General features: G+C 56.2%; 26 protein-coding genes. 16 read left to right on the top strand and 10 right to left on the bottom strand.

Annotation, left to right across the window (positions count from 1 at the left end):
- Window position 1 precedes the first annotated feature (1 nt).
- The 3 genes from Q0O33_RS03710 to Q0O33_RS03700 are packed head-to-tail and all read left to right on the top strand — an operon-like array spanning window position 2 to window position 2808.
- Window positions 2–1630: a nitrite/sulfite reductase gene (locus tag Q0O33_RS03710; RefSeq protein ID WP_295496222.1), complete on the top strand. Its 1629-nt coding sequence runs from the start codon at window positions 2–4 to the stop codon at window positions 1628–1630.
- The gene (locus Q0O33_RS03705) at window positions 1623–2045 is read left to right on the top strand and encodes a DUF934 domain-containing protein (protein WP_295496219.1); all 423 of its coding nucleotides are present in this window, start codon (window positions 1623–1625) and stop codon (window positions 2043–2045) included. Before Q0O33_RS03710 ends, Q0O33_RS03705 begins: the two co-directional genes overlap by 8 nt.
- Window positions 2038–2808: a phosphoadenylyl-sulfate reductase gene (locus tag Q0O33_RS03700; RefSeq protein WP_295496216.1), complete on the top strand. Its 771-nt coding sequence runs from the start codon at window positions 2038–2040 to the stop codon at window positions 2806–2808. Before Q0O33_RS03705 ends, Q0O33_RS03700 begins: the two co-directional genes overlap by 8 nt.
- 21 nt (window positions 2809–2829) lie before the next feature.
- Here the strand turns inward: Q0O33_RS03700 and Q0O33_RS03695 are convergent, their stop codons facing one another.
- Complete coding sequence (locus Q0O33_RS03695; RefSeq protein ID WP_295496213.1) at window positions 2830–3228, bottom strand: thioesterase family protein; 399 nt, start codon at window positions 3226–3228, stop codon at window positions 2830–2832.
- Between the two features lie 167 nt (window positions 3229–3395).
- On the opposite strand from Q0O33_RS03695, the gene Q0O33_RS03690 reads away from it, so the two are divergent.
- The 7 genes from Q0O33_RS03690 to Q0O33_RS03660 all read left to right on the top strand — a co-directional run bounded on the left by Q0O33_RS03690 (window position 3396) and on the right by Q0O33_RS03660 (window position 7848).
- A complete protein-coding gene (locus tag Q0O33_RS03690) occupies window positions 3396–3737 on the top strand; it encodes a hypothetical protein (RefSeq protein WP_295496210.1) in 342 nt (113 codons plus the stop codon).
- A gap of 115 nt (window positions 3738–3852) precedes the next feature.
- Window positions 3853–3987 (top strand): 50S ribosomal protein L34, encoded by a 135-nt coding sequence (gene rpmH / locus Q0O33_RS03685; RefSeq protein WP_125230634.1) that lies wholly within the window; start codon window positions 3853–3855, stop codon window positions 3985–3987.
- Between the two features lie 23 nt (window positions 3988–4010).
- The gene (gene rnpA, locus Q0O33_RS03680) at window positions 4011–4346 is read left to right on the top strand and encodes a ribonuclease P protein component (RefSeq protein ID WP_295496207.1); all 336 of its coding nucleotides are present in this window, start codon (window positions 4011–4013) and stop codon (window positions 4344–4346) included.
- A gap of 49 nt (window positions 4347–4395) precedes the next feature.
- Window positions 4396–4608 (top strand): membrane protein insertion efficiency factor YidD, encoded by a 213-nt coding sequence (gene yidD, locus Q0O33_RS03675; RefSeq protein ID WP_125230636.1) that lies wholly within the window; start codon window positions 4396–4398, stop codon window positions 4606–4608.
- Window positions 4609–4642: 34 nt separating this feature from the next.
- Window positions 4643–6412, top strand: coding sequence for a membrane protein insertase YidC (gene yidC / locus Q0O33_RS03670; RefSeq protein ID WP_295496205.1), 1770 nt, complete (start codon window positions 4643–4645; stop codon window positions 6410–6412).
- 86 nt (window positions 6413–6498) lie between these two features.
- On the top strand, window positions 6499–7113 hold the full coding sequence (gene yihA, locus Q0O33_RS03665; RefSeq protein ID WP_295496202.1) for a ribosome biogenesis GTP-binding protein YihA/YsxC: 615 nt from the start codon (window positions 6499–6501) through the stop codon (window positions 7111–7113).
- 72 nt (window positions 7114–7185) lie between these two features.
- Window positions 7186–7848, top strand: a complete 663-nt coding sequence (locus tag Q0O33_RS03660; RefSeq protein ID WP_295496406.1) for a glutathione S-transferase family protein — start codon at window positions 7186–7188, stop codon at window positions 7846–7848.
- 7 nt (window positions 7849–7855) lie between these two features.
- Here Q0O33_RS03660 and aroC read toward each other — a convergent pair whose 3' ends face one another.
- The 6 genes from aroC to Q0O33_RS03630 are packed head-to-tail and all read right to left on the bottom strand — an operon-like array spanning window position 7856 to window position 12483.
- Window positions 7856–8932, bottom strand: coding sequence for a chorismate synthase (gene aroC / locus Q0O33_RS03655; RefSeq protein ID WP_295496199.1), 1077 nt, complete (start codon window positions 8930–8932; stop codon window positions 7856–7858).
- On the bottom strand, window positions 8922–9257 hold the full coding sequence (locus tag Q0O33_RS03650; RefSeq protein WP_295496196.1) for a hypothetical protein: 336 nt from the start codon (window positions 9255–9257) through the stop codon (window positions 8922–8924). The genes aroC and Q0O33_RS03650 overlap by 11 nt, the downstream gene beginning before the upstream one ends.
- Entirely contained in the window at window positions 9257–10084 is an 828-nt protein-coding gene (fabI, locus tag Q0O33_RS03645; RefSeq protein ID WP_295496193.1) for an enoyl-ACP reductase FabI, read from the bottom strand. The genes Q0O33_RS03650 and fabI overlap by 1 nt, the downstream gene beginning before the upstream one ends.
- Window positions 10085–10091: 7 nt before the next feature.
- Complete coding sequence (locus Q0O33_RS03640) at window positions 10092–11054, bottom strand: YihY/virulence factor BrkB family protein (RefSeq protein ID WP_295496190.1); 963 nt, start codon at window positions 11052–11054, stop codon at window positions 10092–10094.
- Window positions 11047–11973, bottom strand: a complete 927-nt coding sequence (locus Q0O33_RS03635; RefSeq protein ID WP_295496186.1) for a DnaJ C-terminal domain-containing protein — start codon at window positions 11971–11973, stop codon at window positions 11047–11049. The genes Q0O33_RS03640 and Q0O33_RS03635 overlap by 8 nt, the downstream gene beginning before the upstream one ends.
- A gap of 54 nt (window positions 11974–12027) precedes the next feature.
- Window positions 12028–12483: an ABA4-like family protein gene (locus tag Q0O33_RS03630; protein ID WP_295496183.1), complete on the bottom strand. Its 456-nt coding sequence runs from the start codon at window positions 12481–12483 to the stop codon at window positions 12028–12030.
- A 63-nt stretch (window positions 12484–12546) separates the two neighbouring features.
- On the opposite strand from Q0O33_RS03630, the gene pdxH reads away from it, so the two are divergent.
- From pdxH to Q0O33_RS03610, 4 genes are read left to right on the top strand one after another with little or no spacing between them, the layout of a single operon-like run.
- A complete protein-coding gene (gene pdxH, locus Q0O33_RS03625; RefSeq protein WP_295496180.1) occupies window positions 12547–13143 on the top strand; it encodes a pyridoxamine 5'-phosphate oxidase in 597 nt (198 codons plus the stop codon).
- A 10-nt stretch (window positions 13144–13153) separates the two neighbouring features.
- The gene (locus tag Q0O33_RS03620) at window positions 13154–14107 is read left to right on the top strand and encodes a cation diffusion facilitator family transporter (protein ID WP_295496404.1); all 954 of its coding nucleotides are present in this window, start codon (window positions 13154–13156) and stop codon (window positions 14105–14107) included.
- Entirely contained in the window at window positions 14100–14897 is a 798-nt protein-coding gene (locus Q0O33_RS03615; RefSeq protein WP_295496177.1) for a PhzF family phenazine biosynthesis protein, read from the top strand. The genes Q0O33_RS03620 and Q0O33_RS03615 overlap by 8 nt, the downstream gene beginning before the upstream one ends.
- Window positions 14898–14932: 35 nt before the next feature.
- Window positions 14933–15223 carry an EF-hand domain-containing protein gene (locus tag Q0O33_RS03610; RefSeq protein ID WP_295496175.1) on the top strand — a complete coding sequence of 97 codons (291 nt, stop codon included), beginning with the start codon at window positions 14933–14935 and terminating at the stop codon, window positions 15221–15223.
- A gap of 66 nt (window positions 15224–15289) precedes the next feature.
- On the opposite strand, the gene Q0O33_RS03605 is transcribed toward Q0O33_RS03610, so the two are convergent.
- Complete coding sequence (locus tag Q0O33_RS03605) at window positions 15290–15739, bottom strand: peptidylprolyl isomerase (protein WP_295496172.1); 450 nt, start codon at window positions 15737–15739, stop codon at window positions 15290–15292.
- Between the two features lie 155 nt (window positions 15740–15894).
- On the opposite strand from Q0O33_RS03605, the gene mgtE reads away from it, so the two are divergent.
- Both mgtE and Q0O33_RS03595 read left to right on the top strand, forming a co-directional pair.
- Window positions 15895–17304 (top strand): magnesium transporter, encoded by a 1410-nt coding sequence (gene mgtE / locus Q0O33_RS03600; protein WP_295496170.1) that lies wholly within the window; start codon window positions 15895–15897, stop codon window positions 17302–17304.
- Between the two features lie 24 nt (window positions 17305–17328).
- Complete coding sequence (locus tag Q0O33_RS03595) at window positions 17329–17733, top strand: DUF1489 domain-containing protein (protein ID WP_125230650.1); 405 nt, start codon at window positions 17329–17331, stop codon at window positions 17731–17733.
- Here the strand turns inward: Q0O33_RS03595 and Q0O33_RS03590 are convergent.
- A complete protein-coding gene (locus Q0O33_RS03590; RefSeq protein ID WP_295496166.1) occupies window positions 17730–18404 on the bottom strand; it encodes a DsbA family oxidoreductase in 675 nt (224 codons plus the stop codon). The two genes, Q0O33_RS03595 and Q0O33_RS03590, sit on opposite strands and share 4 nt — an antisense overlap.
- A complete protein-coding gene (nudC, locus tag Q0O33_RS03585; protein ID WP_295496163.1) occupies window positions 18401–19270 on the bottom strand; it encodes an NAD(+) diphosphatase in 870 nt (289 codons plus the stop codon). The genes Q0O33_RS03590 and nudC overlap by 4 nt, the downstream gene beginning before the upstream one ends.

The following is a 19270-nucleotide window of genomic DNA, read 5'->3' as shown; positions in this document are numbered from 1 at the left end:
CATGTATAAATATGACAATTATGACCAAGCGATGGTGGACGCGCGCGTCGCCGAATTTCGTGACCAAATAAACCGCCGCATTGCAGGTGAAATGACGGAAGACCAGTTCAAACCCCTGCGGTTGATGAACGGCCTCTATCTCCAATTGCATGCCTATATGCTGCGCGTGGCCATTCCTTATGGCACGCTCGATTCACGGCAAATGCGGATGCTGGCGCATATCGCGCGCAAATATGACCGCGATTACGGCCATTTCACCACGCGCCAGAATATTCAGTATAACTGGATCAAGCTGGAGGATTGTGCCGATATATTAGAAGAGCTGGCCACCGTTGAAATGCATGCCATTCAGACGAGCGGCAACTGCATTCGCAACATTTCCTCCGACCAATATGCGGGCGCTGCGGCGGACGAAGTCACCGACCCGCGTCCTTGGGCGGAATTGCTGCGCCAATGGTCAACCTTCCATCCGGAATTCAGCTATCTGCCCCGCAAGTTCAAAATCGCCGTGATTGCGTCACCCGAGGACCGGGCGGCGATGCGCTTGCACGACATCGGACTGGAACTTGTCCGCCGAGATGGCGAACTGGGCGCGCGGGTCTTTGTCGGCGGTGGCATGGGCCGCACGCCGATGATCGCGCCCGAGATCAACCCATTCGTCAAGGCGGACGATCTGTTGAGCTATCTTGAGGCCTGCCTGCGTGTGTACAACCGCTACGGACGGCGTGACAACATGTACAAAGCGCGGATCAAGATCCTGATCCATGAAATCGGCGCGGACGCCTATCGCCGTCAGGTCGCCGAAGAATTTGCACATGTGAAAACCTTGGGCATCGACCCGCCTTTGGCTGAATTGGAACGCATCAGCGCCTTTTTTGCGCCGCCAGCATATGATGCCGCAAATGTGGAACCGGACCGCCATGATCCCGATTTTGCCCTGTGGCTTGACCAAAATGTGAAGCCGCACAAGCAAGCGGGCTACGCCATCGTCAACATTAGCTTGAAGCCTATTGGCGGCATCCCTGGCGATGCGACATCAACGCAAATTGACGTGATGGCTGACCTCGCGGAAAAATATAGCTTTGACGAATTGCGCGTCACCCATGCGCAGAATATCGTCCTGCCTTATGTCGCAAAGCGCGACCTTTATGCCGTGTGGCAGGCCTTGCGCGATGCTGAGTTGGCCGACGCTAATCTTGACCTGATCAGCGATATCATCGCCTGCCCCGGCCTCGATTATTGCAGCCTTGCCAATGCCCGTTCAATCCCCGTCGCACAGAAAATTGCGACACGTTTTGCCGACATGGACCGGCAACTCGATCTGGGTGAGTTGAAGCTTAAAATATCAGGCTGCATCAACGCTTGCGGCCATCATCATGCCGGACATATCGGCATATTGGGCGTCGATAAAAAAGGCGTGGAAAATTACCAACTGACCTTTGGTGGCTCTGGCGCCGAAGACGTTAGCATCGGGAAAATCATTGGCCCCGGCTTTGATGAAGACGGTGTTGTCGATGCGGTGGAAAAGGCGACGGACGTCTACAAGGCACTGCGGAAGGGCGATGAACGTTTCGTCGACACCTATCGCCGTGTCGGCCTCGAACCCTTTAAGGAGGCGATTTATGGTTGAGTTTCGTTACCGCACCGATGAAGTGACGGAACAGCCGTCGGTCACGCTGGATGCGTTTCTGGACCAATCCAATGCCACCGCTGTCCGGTTGGAACCGGATGATGATGCACGGGCCTTAATCCCTTTCCTCGACCGGCTGACGCTGATCGAAGTAGCCTTCCCCAAATTTCGCGAGGGCAGGGGCTATAGCGCCGCCCGCATATTGCGGGAGGCTGGGTATCAAGGCGAATTGCGCGCGCAAGGTGACGTGTTGGTTGACCAGATTGCATATATGCGCCGCTGCGGCTTTGACAGCTTCGCACCCGAAGCCTCGTTAAACCCCGACGCGGTGGCCCGTGCGCTGGCCAATTATGACCATGCCTATCAAGGGGCCGCCGATAGCGTTGTGCCTATTTGGAAGCTAAGGCATGGGTGACAAGGTCCGCATCGCTGATCGTATCAACACCGCCCCGCGTTACACCGACGGCGACGCCGTGCGCCTGAATAACATGTTTCGGGGCCGCGATACATTTGAGATGCTGACCATCTTGTTGTGCGAGAATATGTTGGGCGATGCGGCTGTGGTCTCGAGCTTCGGCGCCGAGAGCGCGGTTTTGTTGCACCTCATTGCAAACATTGACCCCGCCACGCCGGTGCTGTTTTTGGATACTGGTAAGCATTTCCCAGAGACGATCACCTATCGGGAGGAACTTCGGTCGAAGCTCGGTTTGTTGGATCTGCGCATCCTGACCCCTGACCCCGTTTTGCTCCAGCAAAAGGATGAAACGGGCCTGCGTTGGTCATATGACCCCGATGGGTGTTGCGAAATTCGAAAAGTGCTGCCGTTAAATGCTGCGTTGGCCGGCTTTGACGCACAGTTTACGGGGCGCAAAGCGTTCCAATCGTCCACACGCCGTGCACTGCCCCGGTTTGAAATCGAAAATGGCCGTTTGAAGGTCAACCCGCTCGCCGATTGGGACCAAGCCAAAATCGATGCCTATATGGCCGAACATGCCTTGCCTGCACATCCTTTAGTGGAACTTGGCTATCCCTCGATTGGCTGCTCCCCTTGCACCACCAAAGTTGCGCCCGGCGAAGACCCGCGTTCGGGCCGCTGGAAGGGCTGGGACAAGGTGGAATGTGGGATACACAACGCCGTGACGCCGATTGGCGATGGTTCGGACGACCCTATTTTCTAATCCTCGCCGTTTCGGGCAAGATTATTTCGGGAAAAAATACGCCTGCACATCGGCCGCGATGCGCGCAGGTCGCAACGTTGTTGCATCAACGCAGCACCAGCTCGACTTGACCTCAGCAAGAACGTCTTCGCCACGCTTGATCACCGTGTCGTAGAAAGACCGCGCGCCTTGCACCTTTTCAAGCACCACCGATGCAATCACCTCATCGTCCAAAAACGCTGGTTTGCGGTAGGTAATCTCATGCTTGAGCGCGACCCACAGATATTTTGCAGCCGCCTCTGGCGGGGCAAGCTTGTTCCAATGCGCCAAAACCGCATCCTGCACCCAGTTCAAATAGCGCGCATTGTTCACATGCCCCATGAAGTCGATGTCAGCAGGCAGCACGCCTATGCGGTGAAGATGGAGGAGAGCGGTTGTCATTAGGATTTCATTATAGGCGATCAAAGGCGGTGATAAAGCCTTATTGCGGCGAAACGATGAATACATGCGGGCGATTACAGATAATGCTACAAATTTTTATTTCTGCAGAAACGGCTTGGTGCTGACATGAACTTGCAACACCCATTCTGCTATCCCACATGACGCATATGCACCGCTCGAAACGAAAAAACTGGAGCGATACGCCTGCCTATCGCTGGTCGATGGTCATTTTGGGTTGGGCGCTGATCGTTGCGGCGCCACTGGTCAGCTGGCTTCCCGGCCCAGGCGGACTAGCGCTGTTTATCATCGGGCTCGGCGTGATTCTCAAACATTCGCTTTGGGCAAAGAAACGGTACTCGCGACTTTCAAAGCAACATCCAGAATATGCCCGCTGGGCAAATTGGGCACTGCGGCGTAACAAGGTCAAAGGCCGCCCGCCATTTCCCGACATCAAACGCGACATCATACACCTGTTCCGGCGCGATGACATCGAAATGAAAATGCCCTGACTTGTGTTGACTTTTCACCTCCCTGACCGTATCGGCCACTGCAACAGAAAGGGTCGCTGCGCAGATTCGGCGACCATTTTCATTTCAAGACGCAAAAAATTTAAGGATTACAGTCATGAAGCGCACTTTTCAGCCGAGCAATCTCGTGCGTGCCCGTCGCCACGGTTTTCGTCTCCGTATGTCAACCGCTGCAGGCCGCAACATCCTGAACGCACGTCGCGCACGCGGCCGCAAGAAGCTGTCGGCTTAATTAGCGAGCATGCGGACCGCGATATGCGCGGTTACAGCGTCATCACAAAAAGGTCAGATTTTCTGACTGCCAACCGGGGGAAGCGATATGCAACTCCCGGTTTTGTTTTGCTTGTGAAAGACAGGCAGGATGAAAGTGCTGATATCCGGCTGGGTATTACCATCACCAAAAAAGTCGGCAACGCCGTCGTTCGCAACCGCATGCGCCGCCGCTTTCGTGCGCTCGCGCAGGAAATGCTCGCACAAAATGGCAAGGCAGGCGCAGATCATATCCTGATTGGCCGCGATAGCGGGATTGAACGGGACTTTGGCGCATTGCGCGCAGATATGGTGAAGGCGTTGGGGAAGTTATGCGGTTGACGGACGACAAGCCAAATCCGCTCCTTCGACTTGCGATGGGGTCGATGACATGATCGCCAAGCTCTTCATCCTTGTCGCAAGGGCGTGGCAGATCGGCCCTTCACGCATTTTACCGCCGACGTGCAGATATAGCCCAAGCTGTTCGGCATATGCGATTACGGCGCTACAAAAATATGGCGCAATTAAGGGTGGCTGGCTGGCCATCAAACGGCTATTGCGCTGCCAACCTTGGGGTGGGCACGGATATGATCCCGTGCCATGACGCTTCATTTACGGATTAACGGGGAATTTTAGACGTGGACGATAAACGCAACCTGATATTTGCAGTATTGCTGACGGGCCTCATCCTTTTCGGTTGGCCCTATGTCGCCAGCTATTTCTTCCCCACACCTCCTCCAGTCGCCAGCACCGCAGCATCCACCGCCAGCCCCGCAGGCGCGGCGACGTCTGATGTGTCTGTCGAAGCGGCCCCCGCTGCGGTTCAGGCCATTCCACTCAGCACTGCGCTGAAATCTTCGGCCCGCATCATGGTCGAAACGCCAAAGCTGAAAGGCTCGATCAATCTTGAGGGCGCGAAAATCGACGACCTTGTGTTGCTCACCCACCGTACAGAGCTTGCCAAGGATTCGGCTCCGGTTCGCCTTTTTGCGCCATCTGGCACCCAAAACGCTTATTTCGCCCGCTTTGGCTGGGCCGGCACAGGCATCATAGCGCCAGATGACAAGACCGTATGGACACCCAGCGGGAATAAGCTGACGCCATCCACGCCCGTGACCTTAAGCTGGACCAATACCCAAAATCAGAAGTTTGAAATCGCATTGTCAATTGACGACAATTTCATGATCACGGCAAAGCAGCGTTTCACCAATAATGGCACAACTCCTGTCGAAGTCGCTAACTTCGCGTTGCTCAGCCGCACAGGTAAGCCCGCTGACGCAACGTCCGGTGGTTCGATATTCACGCACATCCACATCGGTCCCATGGGCGTGTTCGATGACAAGCCCAATTATGATTGGGGCTATGTCGATGTGGTCGAAAACAAAGGCGAGGTTCCGTTCACCAGCACGGGCGGCTGGCTCGGCTTTACCGACAAATATTGGCTCGGCGCGCTGATCCCCGATCAAAAAACGCCTGTCTCGGCAAAGTTCCGCGCGAGCGGCGATGTCTATCAGGCGCAGGTCATCCCAACGCGTTATACCAGCGTTGCCGCCGGGGCCGCATATGACAGCAACTCACGCCTGTTTGCGGGCGCCAAAGAAATGGCTGTCCTCAACGCGTATTCCCAAGATTTGGGCATTCCATATTTGGACTATGCCATTGACTGGGGTTGGTTCTGGTTCATCGCCATTCCTTTCTTCTGGATCCTCCATTGGCTGTTTGGCGTTTTCGGCAACTTCGGCGCTGCGATCATTGGGCTGACGCTCATCGTACGCGGGTTCATGTATCCAGTCGCGCAAAAGCAGTTTGCGTCTATGGCACAGATGCGCGCGGTGCAGCCCAAGCTCAAGGCGCTGCAAGAACGCTGGAAAGACGACAAGCCCCGTCTGCAGCAAGAAATGATGACTTTGTACAAGGAAGAGAAAGTGAACCCGCTCGCGGGCTGCCTTCCGATCCTGCTGCAAATTCCCATCTTCTTCGCGCTCTATAAAATTCTGCTGCTATCGATTGAAATGCGCCATCAGCCCTTTGTCTTGTGGTTGAAGGACTTGTCCGCACCCGACCCGTTGACGCCAATCAACCTGTTTGGCTTGCTGCCGTTCGATCCGCCATCCTTCATCGCGATTGGTATCTTGCCAATCTTGTTGGGCGTAACGATGTGGCTGATGCAGCGGCTTAACCCGCAACCCATGGACGAAGTGCAAAAGCAGGTCTTTGCGGTTATGCCTTGGTTCCTGATGTTCATCATGGCACCCTTTGCCGCGGGTCTTCAGCTCTATTGGGTGATGTCCAACCTCGTGTCGATTGCCCAGCAAAAGTGGCTATATTCGCGACACCCCATTTTGCGCGAGCAAATGGCCCGTGAAGCCCAAGAAAAGGCGCAAGCAAAAGCGAATGCCAAGGCGTGACACATAATCTGTTCGTCATCCCGAATTAAACCTATCGTCAACCCGAACTTGTTTCGGGATGACGATTTTGGAATTAGTGACCAATAATGGATCATGTTAAAATCTTTTCAGGGCCCATAAGCTTCCTGAAGTCGGCACCAAAGCTTGAATTTCTGCCCGAACCAACGGTGCCGGAAATCGCGTTTGCGGGCCGGTCGAATGTCGGCAAATCGAGCCTGATCAATGCACTCGTCAACCGCAACAATCTGGCGCGCGCGTCGAATACGCCGGGTCGCACACAGGAATTGAATTTCTTTGATGTGGGCGACCCTGCGGCATTTCGCATCGTCGACATGCCGGGCTATGGTTATGCCAAAGCACCGATCAAGACCGTGCAGCAATGGCGCTATCTGATTAACGATTATCTGCGGGGCCGCGTGGTTTTGAAACGCGTGTTCGTTCTGATCGACAGCCGTCACGGGATTAAAGAGGTCGATCATGATATCATGTCGATGCTCGATAGTGCCGCCATCAGTTACCGCATCGTGTTGACCAAGACCGACAAGATCAAGGCCAGCGACTTGGCTGCAGTGGAAACCGACACTATGGCAAAGCTGCGCAAGCATGTTGCGGCGTATCCGGACCTGTCAGTGACCTCCGCCGAAAAACGCGGCGGGATTGAAGACCTGCGCGCCGCAGTGTTGGAAGCTGTGGCCTCTTAAAAAGTGCGTAAATTTTGCTTTTCTGCCCTCTCGACAGAAAAGCAAACAGCGACCATGTAAGGTCGCATGACCTTGAAACTGATCATTGGAAACAAAGCCTATTCAAGCTGGTCGCTGCGCGGCTGGCTCGCGGCGAAGCAATCTGACCTGCATTTTGAAGAGGTCATAGTGCCTTTGTTTGCGCCGGACTGGGAACAACGCAAGCGCGCGGCAGACCTTGCGCCATCGTCGGGCAAAGTCCCGATCTTGTGGGATGGAGAGGCGGTGGCCTGGGACAGCCTCGCGATTATCGATTATCTCGCCGACAAAGTCGGGCGTGACCGTTATTGGCCCAAGGACGCGGTCGCGCGCGGCATGGCGCGGTCGATGGCGGCTGAGATGCATTCGGGCTATTTGTCTTTACGCCGCGAATGCCCGATGAACACGCGCCGAACAGTTACCAACGTAACCTTATCCGAAGAAACCCAAGCCGATGCGATCCGCATATTGCAAAACTGGGCGGAGGCACGTTCGCGCTTTGGCAAGGATGGGCCATATCTGTTCGGCACATTCAGCGCGGCGGACATCATGCTCGCGCCCGTGGTCACGCGCTTTGTGACCTATGGTTTCACCCTGCCAGGTTTTGCCCAAGCTTATGCCGACGCCATCATGACGCATCCATGGATGGAACAATGGTATGCCGCCGCTGCGCAAGAACCGTGGACGATAGAACGCATCGAGAGCGCTTTTACGTAATCCGTCCCTAGCCGCATTGCGCGCGGTGCAACAGCTTCTGATCCGCCAGCACCAGCGCCATCATCGCCGCGACCACGGGTGTGCCCCTTATACCCACGCAAGGGTCGTGGCGGCCCTTGGTGACGATATCTGTGGCGGACCCGTCGCGTGTAACGGTTTCAACGGGCGTGAGGATGGAAGAGGTCGGCTTGAACGCGACGCGCACCAAAACGGGCTGCCCCGTCGAAATGCCGCCCGCGATACCGCCCGCATTATTCGCCAAAAATTCGGGATGGTTTGACCCTGCGTTGGCTGGCCGCATCGGGTCAGCATTTTCCTCACCACGCAAACGCGCCGCCCCAAAGCCTGCGCCTATCTCAACGCCTTTTACCGCGTTGATGCTCATCATGGCCGACGCGAGCTCACTGTCCAGTTTTGCATACAGCGGCGCGCCCCAGCCAGGCGGAACGCCTGTGGCAACGCATTCGATGACCGCACCGAGCGAGGAACCAGACTTGCGTGCTTCGTCGACCAATTTTTCCCAACGCCCCGCCGCCGCTTCATCAGGGCAGAAAAACGGGTTTTTATCAATCTGCGACGCTTCGAAATTATCGCGATTAATCGCATCGCCACCGATTTCGGCGACATAGGCGATGATGTTCACATCAGGTATAACAGCACGAGCGACTGCGCCAGCCGCCACCCGCGCAGCGGTTTCACGGGCGCTGGATCGGCCACCACCACGATAGTCGCGAAAGCCATATTTGGCGTCATAGCTGAAATCGGCATGGCCGGGACGATAGGCCTTGGCGACCTCGGAATAATCCTTTGATCGTTGGTCCACATTTTCGATCATCAGCGAAATCGGCGTACCTGTCGTCCGGCCTTCAAACACGCCGGACAATATCCGCACAACATCGGGTTCCTGCCGCTGCGTGGTGAAGCGGGACGTGCCGGGACGTCTTTGGTCCAAAAATGGCTGAATATCTGCTTCAGACAAAGCAAGGCCGGGAGGGCAGCCATCGACCAACGCGCCCAGCGCCGGACCATGCGATTCGCCCCATGTCGAAAAACGGAACACGCGGCCAAAGGTATTAAAGCTCATTTGCTCTTTCCGTTTTCTTCAATTGCCCCGAACGATAGCGCACTTGCTCCTTGCCCAACCAAGTCCGGATTGCACGAAAAATGATGAGCGCCATTGCAACGCCTATCACGCGGGCAGCGTGCGGATGGCCGAAGTTTGCGCCGATGCGTCCGGCCCATACAAAAGCGCCAATAATGCCTAAAAAGCCTGCCATCGACACAAATGCATCCAAGAGAGGCGGAAGCCCCTCCCAATAGCGACGCGCGTGCCAATAGCCGTGCCCGCCAATGAGCACAGCACAGCCTGCCAGAAGAAGAACCAGCGCGTAGCTATGCCCCTCGAACATCAGAGTGTGCTGATATCAGGAGCATCCTCCTGCTTCATGCCGACGGTGTGATAGCCCGCGTCAACATAGTGGGTTTCGCCGGTTACTCCGGCAGCAAGGTCGGACAGGAAATACAGCGCCGAAGAGCCGACATCATCAATCGTCACATTACGGCGCAGCGGGGTGTTCAGCTCATTCCATTTCAAAATGTAGCGGAAATCGCCAATGCCCGATGCCGCCAGCGTCTTGATGGGGCCGGCTGAAATCGCATTCACGCGAATGCCCTGCGGCCCCACATCATTGGCGAGATATTTGACCGACGTTTCCAGCGCAGCCTTTGCCACGCCCATGACGTTATAATGCGGCATAACCTTTTCCGCGCCATAATAGCTCAATGTCAGCATTGACCCGCCGCCTTCGCCCGTTTCAGGGTCGAGCGGCTTCATCATCGCGGCGGCGCGCTTGGCGACGGCGGTAAAGCTGTAGACGCTGACATTCATGGTCATCAAAAAGTCTTCCAAACCGACGTCAAAATATTTGCCGCGCAACGCCTCTTTATTAGTGAAGCCAATCGCGTGCACCACAAAGTCGATGGTTGGCCATTTGTCCGCCAGCGTTTCGAAAGCGCGGTCGAGATTGGCCATGTCCGCCACGTCGCAGTCAATCAGGAAATCACAATCCAGCTGCGCCGCCAATGGCCGCACCCGCTTTTCCATGACTTCGCCCTGATAGCTGAAGGCCAATTCGGCACCTTCGGCATGCAAGCGCTTTGCGATACCCCATGCGAGCGACTTGTCATTGGCAAGCCCCATAATCAGCCCGCGTTTACCAGCCATCAATCCGGTCATAATATCCTCATTCGTCCGCTATATGTGCTTTGACTTGCCTTAGTCCATTTTCATGGGCGTTGGCCAGCGCCGCGTTCAACTGCGCCCCTGTTACCAAGCCAAGGCCGATCAGGTAAAAGAAAATCAGCGCCAACATCACGCCAGCCAAACTGCCATAGGCCAGGTCATAATTGCTCACACTGGATAGGAATAAGGGCAACAATGCGGTTAAGCCCAGCCACCAAATGCTCACAAAGGCTGGGCCAGGCCATTTTGGAAAATCCGCAGAGCGATATTTGGACGGCGTGAGGCCTGCGAAAATAACGTAAATCGCGACAAACAGCGTGACGAAGGGAATGATTCGCCCCCACGCAAAATAGCTCGCCACCGTCTGCGCCGTGGGGATGAAGCGATAGACAAAATCCTCCGCCGCGGTGACCATCACTTGCGCGGAAAAGGCGACCATCGCCAGAACAACTGAAGCGATAATCGCGCCCAAAGAGCTTAACCGATAATGCCAGAAGGCGCGGTTGGGTGTTGCGCCATAAGCGCGATGCAAAACGTCGCGAAAGGTTTCGATAAGACTTGCCGCCGTCCACAGGCTGACCCCAGCGCTGAGCCATAATAACGGCCCGGAACGCGCGGTCATCGCAGACTGGATGGGTCCTTGAAGGGCGCTGGCCACGCTGGGCGGTACGGTTTGAAAAAAAGCTTCGATTAAGGCGAGGCCAGATTCGGTTTGGCCAAAGGCACCCGCGATAGCAGCCGCTACGACGCAAAAGGCAAAGAGCGACACCAAAGACAGATAGGCAAAATTGCCTGCGTGAATGAACCCATCGCTATACACGCCGACGCCGACCCGCTTGGTCACTTCAACGACCTGACCCGGAAGGCCAAGTCGCGCAAACCATGTCGCTTCACTTTCGTCAGCATGCGTTGTCGCCGGAAGATGTGCCCGCGCCTCTGGTGACAGAGGCGAAATTTCAGACACCTATATTCTCCCGGACAGAGCTGTCCGAGAGAATGTCACTTATCCGCGCAAGCTCCGCCGGGTCTGTCGGCAAATGGATCATCAGCGTCACAAGTTGATCACCCCGCACACCCGTCTTGGCGGTAAAGCCGCGGCCTTTGATGCGCAGAACAGCACCCGAATTGGTGCGCGGCGGGACAGTCAACATCACGGCGCCATCAACCGTCGGCACTTTGACCTTGCCGCCTGCTACCGCCTCTTTCAGCGAAATCGGAAGATCGATGCGGATATTGTCACCATCCCGCACCAAATCGGGATGTCTGCCAATTTTCAACGTCACCATCGCATCGCCATGGCCGCCGGGGCCGGGTTGCCCCTTGCCGGGAATACGGATTTGCTGTCCCGCCACTATGCCTGCGGGCAGTTTGAATTCCACCGTCTTGCCATCGCCTAACGAGATGCGTTGCGGTGCAAGCGTCGCGGCGTCGGTAAACGACACCAAATGCGCATAAGCAATATTCGCGCCCTTGGGCGGCGGTGCGTGCTGCGGACGTGAGCCGGGCCCAGCGCCCGGGCGTGCACCGCCCCCGCCGCCAAACAGGCCATCAAATATATCGCCCAGATCAATCCCGCCGTTGCCGAAATCGAAATTGCCACCCGCCGGACCACCTTGGCTATAGCCGCCACCGCCGCCAAAAGGATTACCGGCAAAGCGCGGTTGCCCGTTTTCGTCAATCTCACCGCGATCATATTGACCGCGTTTTTTGGGGTCGGACAGCAGGTCATAGGCCTGCGTCACTTCGCTAAACCGATCCGACGCCTTTGGATTGTCCTTGTTCTTGTCGGGGTGCAATTCCTTCGCCAGCTTACGATAAGCAACCTTGATCGCCTTGTCGTCCGCGCCCTTGGACACACCTAATGTGGAATAAGGATCTGCCATTCTTGTCCCTGTTACTCTGCTACCCGTCTTAGATTGGTATTACAGCGCCCCGAGTCAACTTGGGAGCAACGCATTTTCGGGTTTTTCGCCTATCAACGCACGTAGCAGAAGATAGAGCAGTAAGCCAATTGGCCCTGCCATCAGGGTAAAAAACAAAATCGGGGCCTGCAGCCAGCGAGATATATTATGCGCATCCGCGTTGCGCGCAATCCAGATGCCGACAAACAGGTCAAAGGCCAGATAATGTATCCAGCCAATCGTTGCACCGCCGGGCGAGTCAAACAGCGCCATCACGCCTGCCAAAGTCGTAAAATCCGCAGGCGGACGCCCAACTGGTCCACCATCCGAAATCAGGCCTGCCATCAAAGGGATCATCAGGCCCGCATAGAGACATGCGAGCAAGACCGCCCCTGCAAAAAAGACAAAAGGCACAACGCGCGCGCGTTTCGGCGCAAATGCCAAAATCACCCAGCCCAGCAAAGCCCACGCATTGGCTAACCCAAATATCATGTCCCAGTTCATTTTATCGTCTAGCCCCTTTTAACCCGCATCAGTCTAGCCTATCGGTGGATTATGGAAAGACCTGATCCCTTTAGCCTCTTCGACACATGGTTTACCGAAGCGCAGACCACCGAAATAAATGACTCCAATGCCATGGCGTTGGCGACAACGGGCGTCGACGGTCAGCCTTCAGTGCGGATGGTGCTTTTGAAAGGCCATGGCCGCAACCTTGGCACGCATGGCGGATTTATATTCTACACCAATTTTGAAAGCCGCAAGGCGACACAATTGTCCGACAATAAGAATGTCGCTTTGCTGTTTCATTGGAAATCTCTGCGTCGGCAAATCCGGATTGAGGGCGCAGCCAGCCGCGTCGACGATGCCACCGCTGATGCCTATTTTGCAACCCGCTCCCGCAATTCGCAGCTTGGTGCATGGGCCTCCGACCAGTCCCGCCCGCTTGCCGACCGCGCGACTTTTGAAGCACGCTTTGCCGAAATAGAAGCCCGTTTTGAAGGCCAAGACGTGCCACGTCCGCCGCATTGGTCGGGATGGATGGTCAGCCCCAGCCGTATCGAATTTTGGCAAGACCGTGAATTCCGCCTGCACGAACGCTGGTTGTATGAACGCGATGACAACGGCTGGAAAACTGGCATGTTATACCCATGACGTTACCGCAATGAGCCTTGCGCATAATCACCATCACCATGCACATGGTAACCTGACCAACCGCGCGGCGATTGCCAGCGTGACGATGGCTTTGTTCTTGCTCGCGCTCAAGATTTTTGCCGCCGCCGAAACCGGCTCCGTCGCCTTATTGGCCTCATTGGCGGACACGGGCTTTGACGTTCTGGCATCGGTGCTGACGTTATTCAGCGTCCGTTATGCCGCCATGCCTGCCGATGATGATCACCGGTTCGGCCATGGCAAGACAGAGGCGCTGTCTGCATTGTTTCAGGTCGTGTTGATCACCGTATCTGCCATATTGATCGCATGGCGCGCCATCGTGCGCTTGGGCGCGCAGGAACAGACCGCGCATCCCGAATATGGCATTGGCGTTTCGGTCATTGCCATCATCGCCACCGTGGCCTTGCTCGCCTATCAAAGGCATGTGGTCCGCAAAACCGGATCGGTCGCTATTCAGGCGGACCATGTGCATTATCAAAGCGACTTGTTGCTCAACATAGCGGTGATCGTTGCCATACTGCTCGACAATATGCTGAATGTGCGCGGCGCCGACCCGTTGTTCGGGATTGCGATTGCTGCGTGGCTATTATGGGGCGCCTATCGCGCGGCGCGGATTGCACTGGATCAATTGCTGGACCGCGAATGGCCGGAAGAAAAAAGGCAGCGCTTCATTGATGTCGCGCTGCGCCATCCTGAATTGCGTGGCATACATGACATGCGCACCCGTTCCAGCGGCGCGCATGATTTCTGCCAATTCCATGTCTGGGTTGACCCGAATATGACCGTAGCCGCGGCGCACCGCATCATGGATGAAGTGGAACAAGCGTTGATGGACGCATTTCCGGGCGTCGAAGTCCTGATCCACCCCGACCCCGAAGGCCATAAGGATGAGATGGGCTATATCCCGTCAGAAACGATCGAGCACAAGAAGAATTCCCATGACTGAACTGCCTTATTATCACGTAGACGCCTTCGCTGACCGGCCTTTCACGGGCAATCAGGCCGCCGTGATGCCGCTCACGGAATATTTGGATGACGCCGTGCTTCAAGCAATTGCGGAGGAAAATAATTTCGCGGAAACCGCCTTTTATGTACCCGATGCAACGGGCGCGGCCGATTATGAGCTGCGCTGGTTCACGCCTGCTGTGGAAATTCGCCTCTGCGGCCATGCGACATTGGCGAGCGGGCATATCATCCTGAGCCAAAATCCCAACATGGATCGCGTGACGCTGCGCACGCGTAAGGCTGGCATATTAGAAGTGCGCCGCGAAGGCGATGCGTATGCTGTGGCGCTGCCCGCTATTCCTACAGAGGAAGTCGACAATCCGGATATGATGGCCGCGATGGGTGGCAAGCCTTTGTCGATGCGCAGCAACCCCGATAGCTATAATATGTTCGTCTATGCTACGGCCCCAGAAATCCTGGCGCTCAAGCCCGATATGAAGGCTTTGGCTGCGCTGGGGGATGATAGCTTCACTGCCACCGCCCGCGGCGAAGACACGGACATCGTCAGCCGTGTATTCGTGCCCGGTGCTGGCGTAGATGAAGACAGCGTCACCGGCAGTGCCCATGCCGTCATCGCGCCTTATTGGGCCAAGGTGCTCGGTCGCGACCGCTTCACCGCTTATCAGGCATCGGCGCGCGGCGGATATTTGGGCTGCCAATTAGACGGCGACAGAGTTTGGTTGTCAGGCAATTGTTTTACGGTAGTAAAGGGTATGTTCAGTTTGCGCTGACCATCAACGACATTCCATAGTTCAAAGGATCATTCATGCTGAAGTCATTCGCCGTCTTGTCGGCCCTCCTGCTTTCACCCGCCGTCATGGCGCAAAATGCACCACCCGCCCCGCCCAGTGGCGGCGTGCCACAGCCCGAGCAAATTTTTGCTTTTCTTGATGCCAATAAAGACGGCTTCATTGCCAAGGATGAGGCGCAAGGCCCGTTGGTTCAATATTTCGCGAATATTGATACGGATAAGGACGACAAAATTTCCATGGCCGAGTTGAAAGCCGCGATGGACGCAATGCGTCCGCCAGAGCCAACACAAGGCGGCAGCGACTAACACTGCCCGATTTGTAAACAAACAAAACGCGCGGGAAGCCAGTTGGCCTCCCGCGCTTTTTTGTTTTTAGGCGACAGTCGCCTTGCGGATTACACCGGGGTTCGCAGGTGGCTCACCCTTTGGCAAAGCGTCAACATGCTCCATGCCGCTGATCACTTGGCCCCAGACAGTGTACTGGCGGTCCAAGAATCGTGCGTCATCAAAGCAGATGAAAAACTGGCTGTTGGCGGTGTTCGGATCATTGGTGCGCGCCATGGAGCAAACGCCGCGCACATGTGGTTCCGCGTTAAATTCTTGCGCCAGATTTGGCTTGGACGAAGCGCCCATGCCAGTGCCATTGGGGCAGCCGCCTTGCGCCATGAAGCCGGGAATGACGCGGTGAAACTTGACGCCGTCGTAAAAGCCTTCGCGCGCCAGCTCGGTGATGCGGGCTACGTGGTTAGGGGCAAGATCAGAACGAAGCTTGATAACAACGTCGCCGCTGTCGAGCGAAAGGGTAAGTGTTTCATCGGCCATATTGATATTCCTTCAGGCTTGTAAAATGGATGATGGCCGCCCTAGGGGATGCATCGCAGTGGTGCAAAGCCAAAATCATTGCATTTTGACGCCGCCTGCTTAGGAGGGCGAATTCTTAGTATAACGTCTTAGATTGAAAAACGGGAGGCCCGCAGTTGACCAGCGACATCGCCAACCCGGATAGTATTGACCTCGAAATCGTGGAAACGCTGGACGAAGACAATCGTCTGACGCGCGACTATGTCGACCGCGTTCTCGATGCCGTGGACGAAGGCGATCTGGACGAAGTCTACCGGCTTGTTGAACCGCTGCACGAAGCTGACATTGCTGACCTTCTCGAACTGACGCCATCCGAACGGCGTGGCCTACTCGCCATCAGCCTAGGCGATCTCATGAGCGCCGAGGTGCTGGCCGAGGTCAACGACTATGTCCGCGAAGACATTATCGATGCCCTCCCTGCGTCCCAAGTGGCCGGACTTGCCGGACAGTTGGATACCGATGACGCGGTTGCGATTATCGAGGATATGGAGGAGGAGGACCAGCAAGCCGTTTTGGCCGAGCTGGACCCCGAAGACCGCGCCGTCATTGAAGATGCGTTGTCTTATCCTGACGAATCGGCTGGTCGTATCATGCAGCGCGAACTGGTCGCGGTGCCGGAACATATGACCGTCGGGCAGCTCATCGATTATCTGCGTGACCATCAGGACCTGACCACCGAATTCTGGGAAATTTTCGTCGTCGATCCGCAGCATAAGCCCGTTGGCACATGCAAATTGAGCTGGATCATGCGCAGCCAGCGCAAGGTGCCGGTCAGCGAAATCATGATGCATGAACAGACGCTCATCCCGGTCGATATGGATCAGGAAGAGGTCGCCTTACGCTTCCAGAAATACGCGCTCATCTCCGCGGCGGTTGTCGATGGTTCGGGGCGGTTGGTGGGCGTCATCACCGCCGATGACATCGTCCACATTGTGCAGGAAGAAGCCGATGAGGATATCTTACGCCTGTCGGGTGCCGGCGAAGGCGACATTAACGAGCCCATTTCGGAAAGCTACAAGGCGCGCGTCCGCTGGCTGATTGCCAATTTGGGCACGGCTATGGTCGCAAGCTTCATCATTGCCCAATTTGGCGCGGCGATTGAAACGATGGTTGCGCTCGCAGTCCTTATGCCCATCGTTGCGTCGATAGGCGGCAATGCAGGGACGCAGACATTGGCCGTGACGGTGCGCGCGCTGGCGACCAATCAGTTGACCCAATCCAATACCATGCGCTCGATTTGGCGCGAGATACGGGTCGCCTTGCTCATTGGCGCAACGATCGCGGTGATTGCAGGTCTCGGCGCGGGTCTGATTTTTGGCAACTGGCTGCTGGCAACTGTCATTGCTGCGGCGATATTGTGCAACATTTCACTGGCCGGATTGTCCGGCGTCGCCATTCCGGTGCTGCTGGACCGGTTGGATCAAGACCCCGCAGTTTCAAGCTCCATCTTCGTCACGATGATTACCGATTCGATGGGTTTCCTTATCTTCCTCGGCCTCGCGGTCTTCAGCGGCCTTGCCGGTTAACCACACAGTTCCCAAATAAATTCCATGCCATTGAACATGACCAAAATCGCCTTTGGCGCGGAAAGCCCGCAGCATTTGCGCGAGCGCCTTGCGGCTTATGCCCAAGACGGCGAAGTCCGCTTAACCACGCGTTACTTGCCCAAGCGGGTTGCAGAAATGGCGGGCGGTTCGCTTTATTGGATACACACGCATACGATCATCGGCAGAAGCCCGATCATCGGCTTCATGGAAAATGGCGCTGGCCGGCATTGGATCCGCATTCGACCCCAGCTCATCGCCGTCCGCTCCACCCCCAAGCGCGCGCATCAAGGCTGGCGCTATCTCGAAGAAGCCAACGCCCCGCCTGATCTCGATTCGGTCGAAACCGACGGCCGCGACGAAATGTCGCCGAAGATGCTTAATGAACTGATGAAAATGGGACTTGTTTAGGCCGCCGCGCGTTTCGTCAAGACCTTGTTAATCACATCGGCAAATGTCTCCGCACTTTGCGCGCCGGGGACCATATATTTTTGATCGAAGATGATCGCCGGAACGCCAGTGATATTTTGGTCGGTCCAATGCGCCATTTCTGCTCGGACACTGGCCGTTAGCGCAGCGTCGTTCATCCATGCCAAAGCCACGGCGCGGTCCATGCCTTGCGCTGCGGCAATGTCGCACAAGACGTCGGTATCGCTCACATCGCGGCGGTCCTGAAAATAGGCCGTAAATAGCGCCATTTTTAGCTCTGTCTGCGCGCGCCATCCGCGTTCACTGCCAAAAATGGTCAGCAATTTATGCGCGTTGAACGTGTTATAAATGCGCATGCCTTCGCCATAATTAAACGCGAAGCCGACATTGTTGCCGATGTCCGACAGCCTGCTCCGGTTCGCGCGGCTTTGTTCGGGCGTGCTGCCATATTTGCGCGCGATATGCTCTGCGGTATCTTCGCCTTCGGGTGGCATGTTCGGGTTGAGTTCGAACGGATGCCAATAGGTTTCGGCGGCAATATCTTGACCAACAAGCGTCAGCGCTTTCTCCACCTGTTTCAGGCCAATGATGCACCATGGGCACACCACGTCGGACACGATATCGATACGCAACGGCACCGCGTCAGTCTTCATTGCGATGCCCAATGGCGCAAAAGGCTATGCGCGATCGCAAAGGGTGGCGGCGCGTTGAAGCGACGGTCGGCGTCACCGGCCAAAGCTGCCATCGCCTCTTGTTTTGTTACCCATATAGCATCTTCAATCTCGTCGGTGTCGAGCGTGAGTGCGTTGTCCAAAGCATCGGCCGTGCACGCAATCATCAATTGCGATCCACCAAAGGGCCAAGGCTGGCTGGTGACATAACGCACCGCGCCACAGGTCACACCGGCTTCTTCATGAATTTCGCGGCGCACCGCCTCTTCAATGCATTCACCTGGTTCCAAAAAGCCCGCCAGCGCCGAATAATTGCCAGGCGGAAAGCGGGATTGCCGTCCGACCAGCGCCTTGCCTTCAAATTCGGCGAGCATGATGACCACAGGGTCGGTGCGCGGGAAATGTTCTTTTTGGCAATTGCCACATTTGCGGCCCCAGCCTGCCCGGAACAACACCGTCGCCGCACCGCAGCGTCCGCAGAAACGATGGCCATTATGCCATTCAATCAAGCTACGCGCCGTGCCGTAAATCGCGGCATCCCCCGCAGGCAGCGTCGACAAGGCACGCCAGATAGCAGGCGAGCGAAACGCATCGCCCGTTGCATCGACCACGGCCACGAAATGCGGCTTACCGTCGGAGAGCCCTAGTAAGATAAGCTCCTCCGACCCCTCAAGCTCCGCCAAAGAATGCCAGTGCAATTCGCCTGCATCGGTGACGCGCGGATCAAGCCCGTGAAGGCCCAGCACCCGCGCGCGCCAGTCGCCCAGCAGCGCGTCATAAGCCTCTGGATCATTGCGGACGCGGTCCGCACGGTCGAGCGGTGAGCCCGTAAAACCTGGATTCATCAT

Origin of the sequence: Sphingorhabdus sp. EL138 (assembly GCF_945862485.1) — a bacterium.
In the GTDB taxonomy this organism is placed as follows: Bacteria; Pseudomonadota; Alphaproteobacteria; order Sphingomonadales; family Sphingomonadaceae; genus Sphingorhabdus_B.
Note: the sequence above shows the minus strand (reverse complement) of the source record. Positions and strands in the feature narration are given on the sequence as shown.

What these genes read in the sequence shown, in the direction of transcription:
- rpmH (WP_125230634.1), top strand. Translation starts at nt 3,853, where the DNA reads ATGAAGCGCACTTTTCAGCCGAGCAATCTCGTGCGTGCCCGTCGCCAC.
- rnpA (WP_295496207.1), top strand. Translation starts at nt 4,011, where the DNA reads ATGCGCGGTTACAGCGTCATCACAAAAAGGTCAGATTTTCTGACTGCC.
- pdxH (WP_295496180.1), top strand. Translation starts at nt 12,547, where the DNA reads ATGGAAAGACCTGATCCCTTTAGCCTCTTCGACACATGGTTTACCGAA.
- Q0O33_RS03695 (WP_295496213.1), bottom strand. Translation starts at nt 3,228, where the DNA reads ATGACAACCGCTCTCCTCCATCTTCACCGCATAGGCGTGCTGCCTGCT.
- Q0O33_RS03615 (WP_295496177.1), top strand. Translation starts at nt 14,100, where the DNA reads ATGACTGAACTGCCTTATTATCACGTAGACGCCTTCGCTGACCGGCCT.
- Q0O33_RS03620 (WP_295496404.1), top strand. Translation starts at nt 13,154, where the DNA reads ATGAGCCTTGCGCATAATCACCATCACCATGCACATGGTAACCTGACC.
- Q0O33_RS03705 (WP_295496219.1), top strand. Translation starts at nt 1,623, where the DNA reads ATGGTTGAGTTTCGTTACCGCACCGATGAAGTGACGGAACAGCCGTCG.
- Q0O33_RS03700 (WP_295496216.1), top strand. Translation starts at nt 2,038, where the DNA reads ATGGGTGACAAGGTCCGCATCGCTGATCGTATCAACACCGCCCCGCGT.
- Q0O33_RS03635 (WP_295496186.1), bottom strand. Translation starts at nt 11,973, where the DNA reads ATGGCAGATCCTTATTCCACATTAGGTGTGTCCAAGGGCGCGGACGAC.
- Q0O33_RS03710 (WP_295496222.1), top strand. Translation starts at nt 2, where the DNA reads ATGTATAAATATGACAATTATGACCAAGCGATGGTGGACGCGCGCGTC.
- Q0O33_RS03690 (WP_295496210.1), top strand. Translation starts at nt 3,396, where the DNA reads ATGCACCGCTCGAAACGAAAAAACTGGAGCGATACGCCTGCCTATCGC.
- Q0O33_RS03630 (WP_295496183.1), bottom strand. Translation starts at nt 12,483, where the DNA reads ATGATATTTGGGTTAGCCAATGCGTGGGCTTTGCTGGGCTGGGTGATT.
- Q0O33_RS03595 (WP_125230650.1), top strand. Translation starts at nt 17,329, where the DNA reads ATGCCATTGAACATGACCAAAATCGCCTTTGGCGCGGAAAGCCCGCAG.
- yihA (WP_295496202.1), top strand. Translation starts at nt 6,499, where the DNA reads ATGGATCATGTTAAAATCTTTTCAGGGCCCATAAGCTTCCTGAAGTCG.
- Q0O33_RS03610 (WP_295496175.1), top strand. Translation starts at nt 14,933, where the DNA reads ATGCTGAAGTCATTCGCCGTCTTGTCGGCCCTCCTGCTTTCACCCGCC.
- Q0O33_RS03605 (WP_295496172.1), bottom strand. Translation starts at nt 15,739, where the DNA reads ATGGCCGATGAAACACTTACCCTTTCGCTCGACAGCGGCGACGTTGTT.
- nudC (WP_295496163.1), bottom strand. Translation starts at nt 19,270, where the DNA reads ATGATGAATCCAGGTTTTACGGGCTCACCGCTCGACCGTGCGGACCGC.
- fabI (WP_295496193.1), bottom strand. Translation starts at nt 10,084, where the DNA reads ATGACCGGATTGATGGCTGGTAAACGCGGGCTGATTATGGGGCTTGCC.
- Q0O33_RS03590 (WP_295496166.1), bottom strand. Translation starts at nt 18,404, where the DNA reads ATGAAGACTGACGCGGTGCCGTTGCGTATCGATATCGTGTCCGACGTG.
- Q0O33_RS03650 (WP_295496196.1), bottom strand. Translation starts at nt 9,257, where the DNA reads ATGTTCGAGGGGCATAGCTACGCGCTGGTTCTTCTTCTGGCAGGCTGT.
- yidD (WP_125230636.1), top strand. Translation starts at nt 4,396, where the DNA reads ATGATCGCCAAGCTCTTCATCCTTGTCGCAAGGGCGTGGCAGATCGGC.
- aroC (WP_295496199.1), bottom strand. Translation starts at nt 8,932, where the DNA reads ATGAGCTTTAATACCTTTGGCCGCGTGTTCCGTTTTTCGACATGGGGC.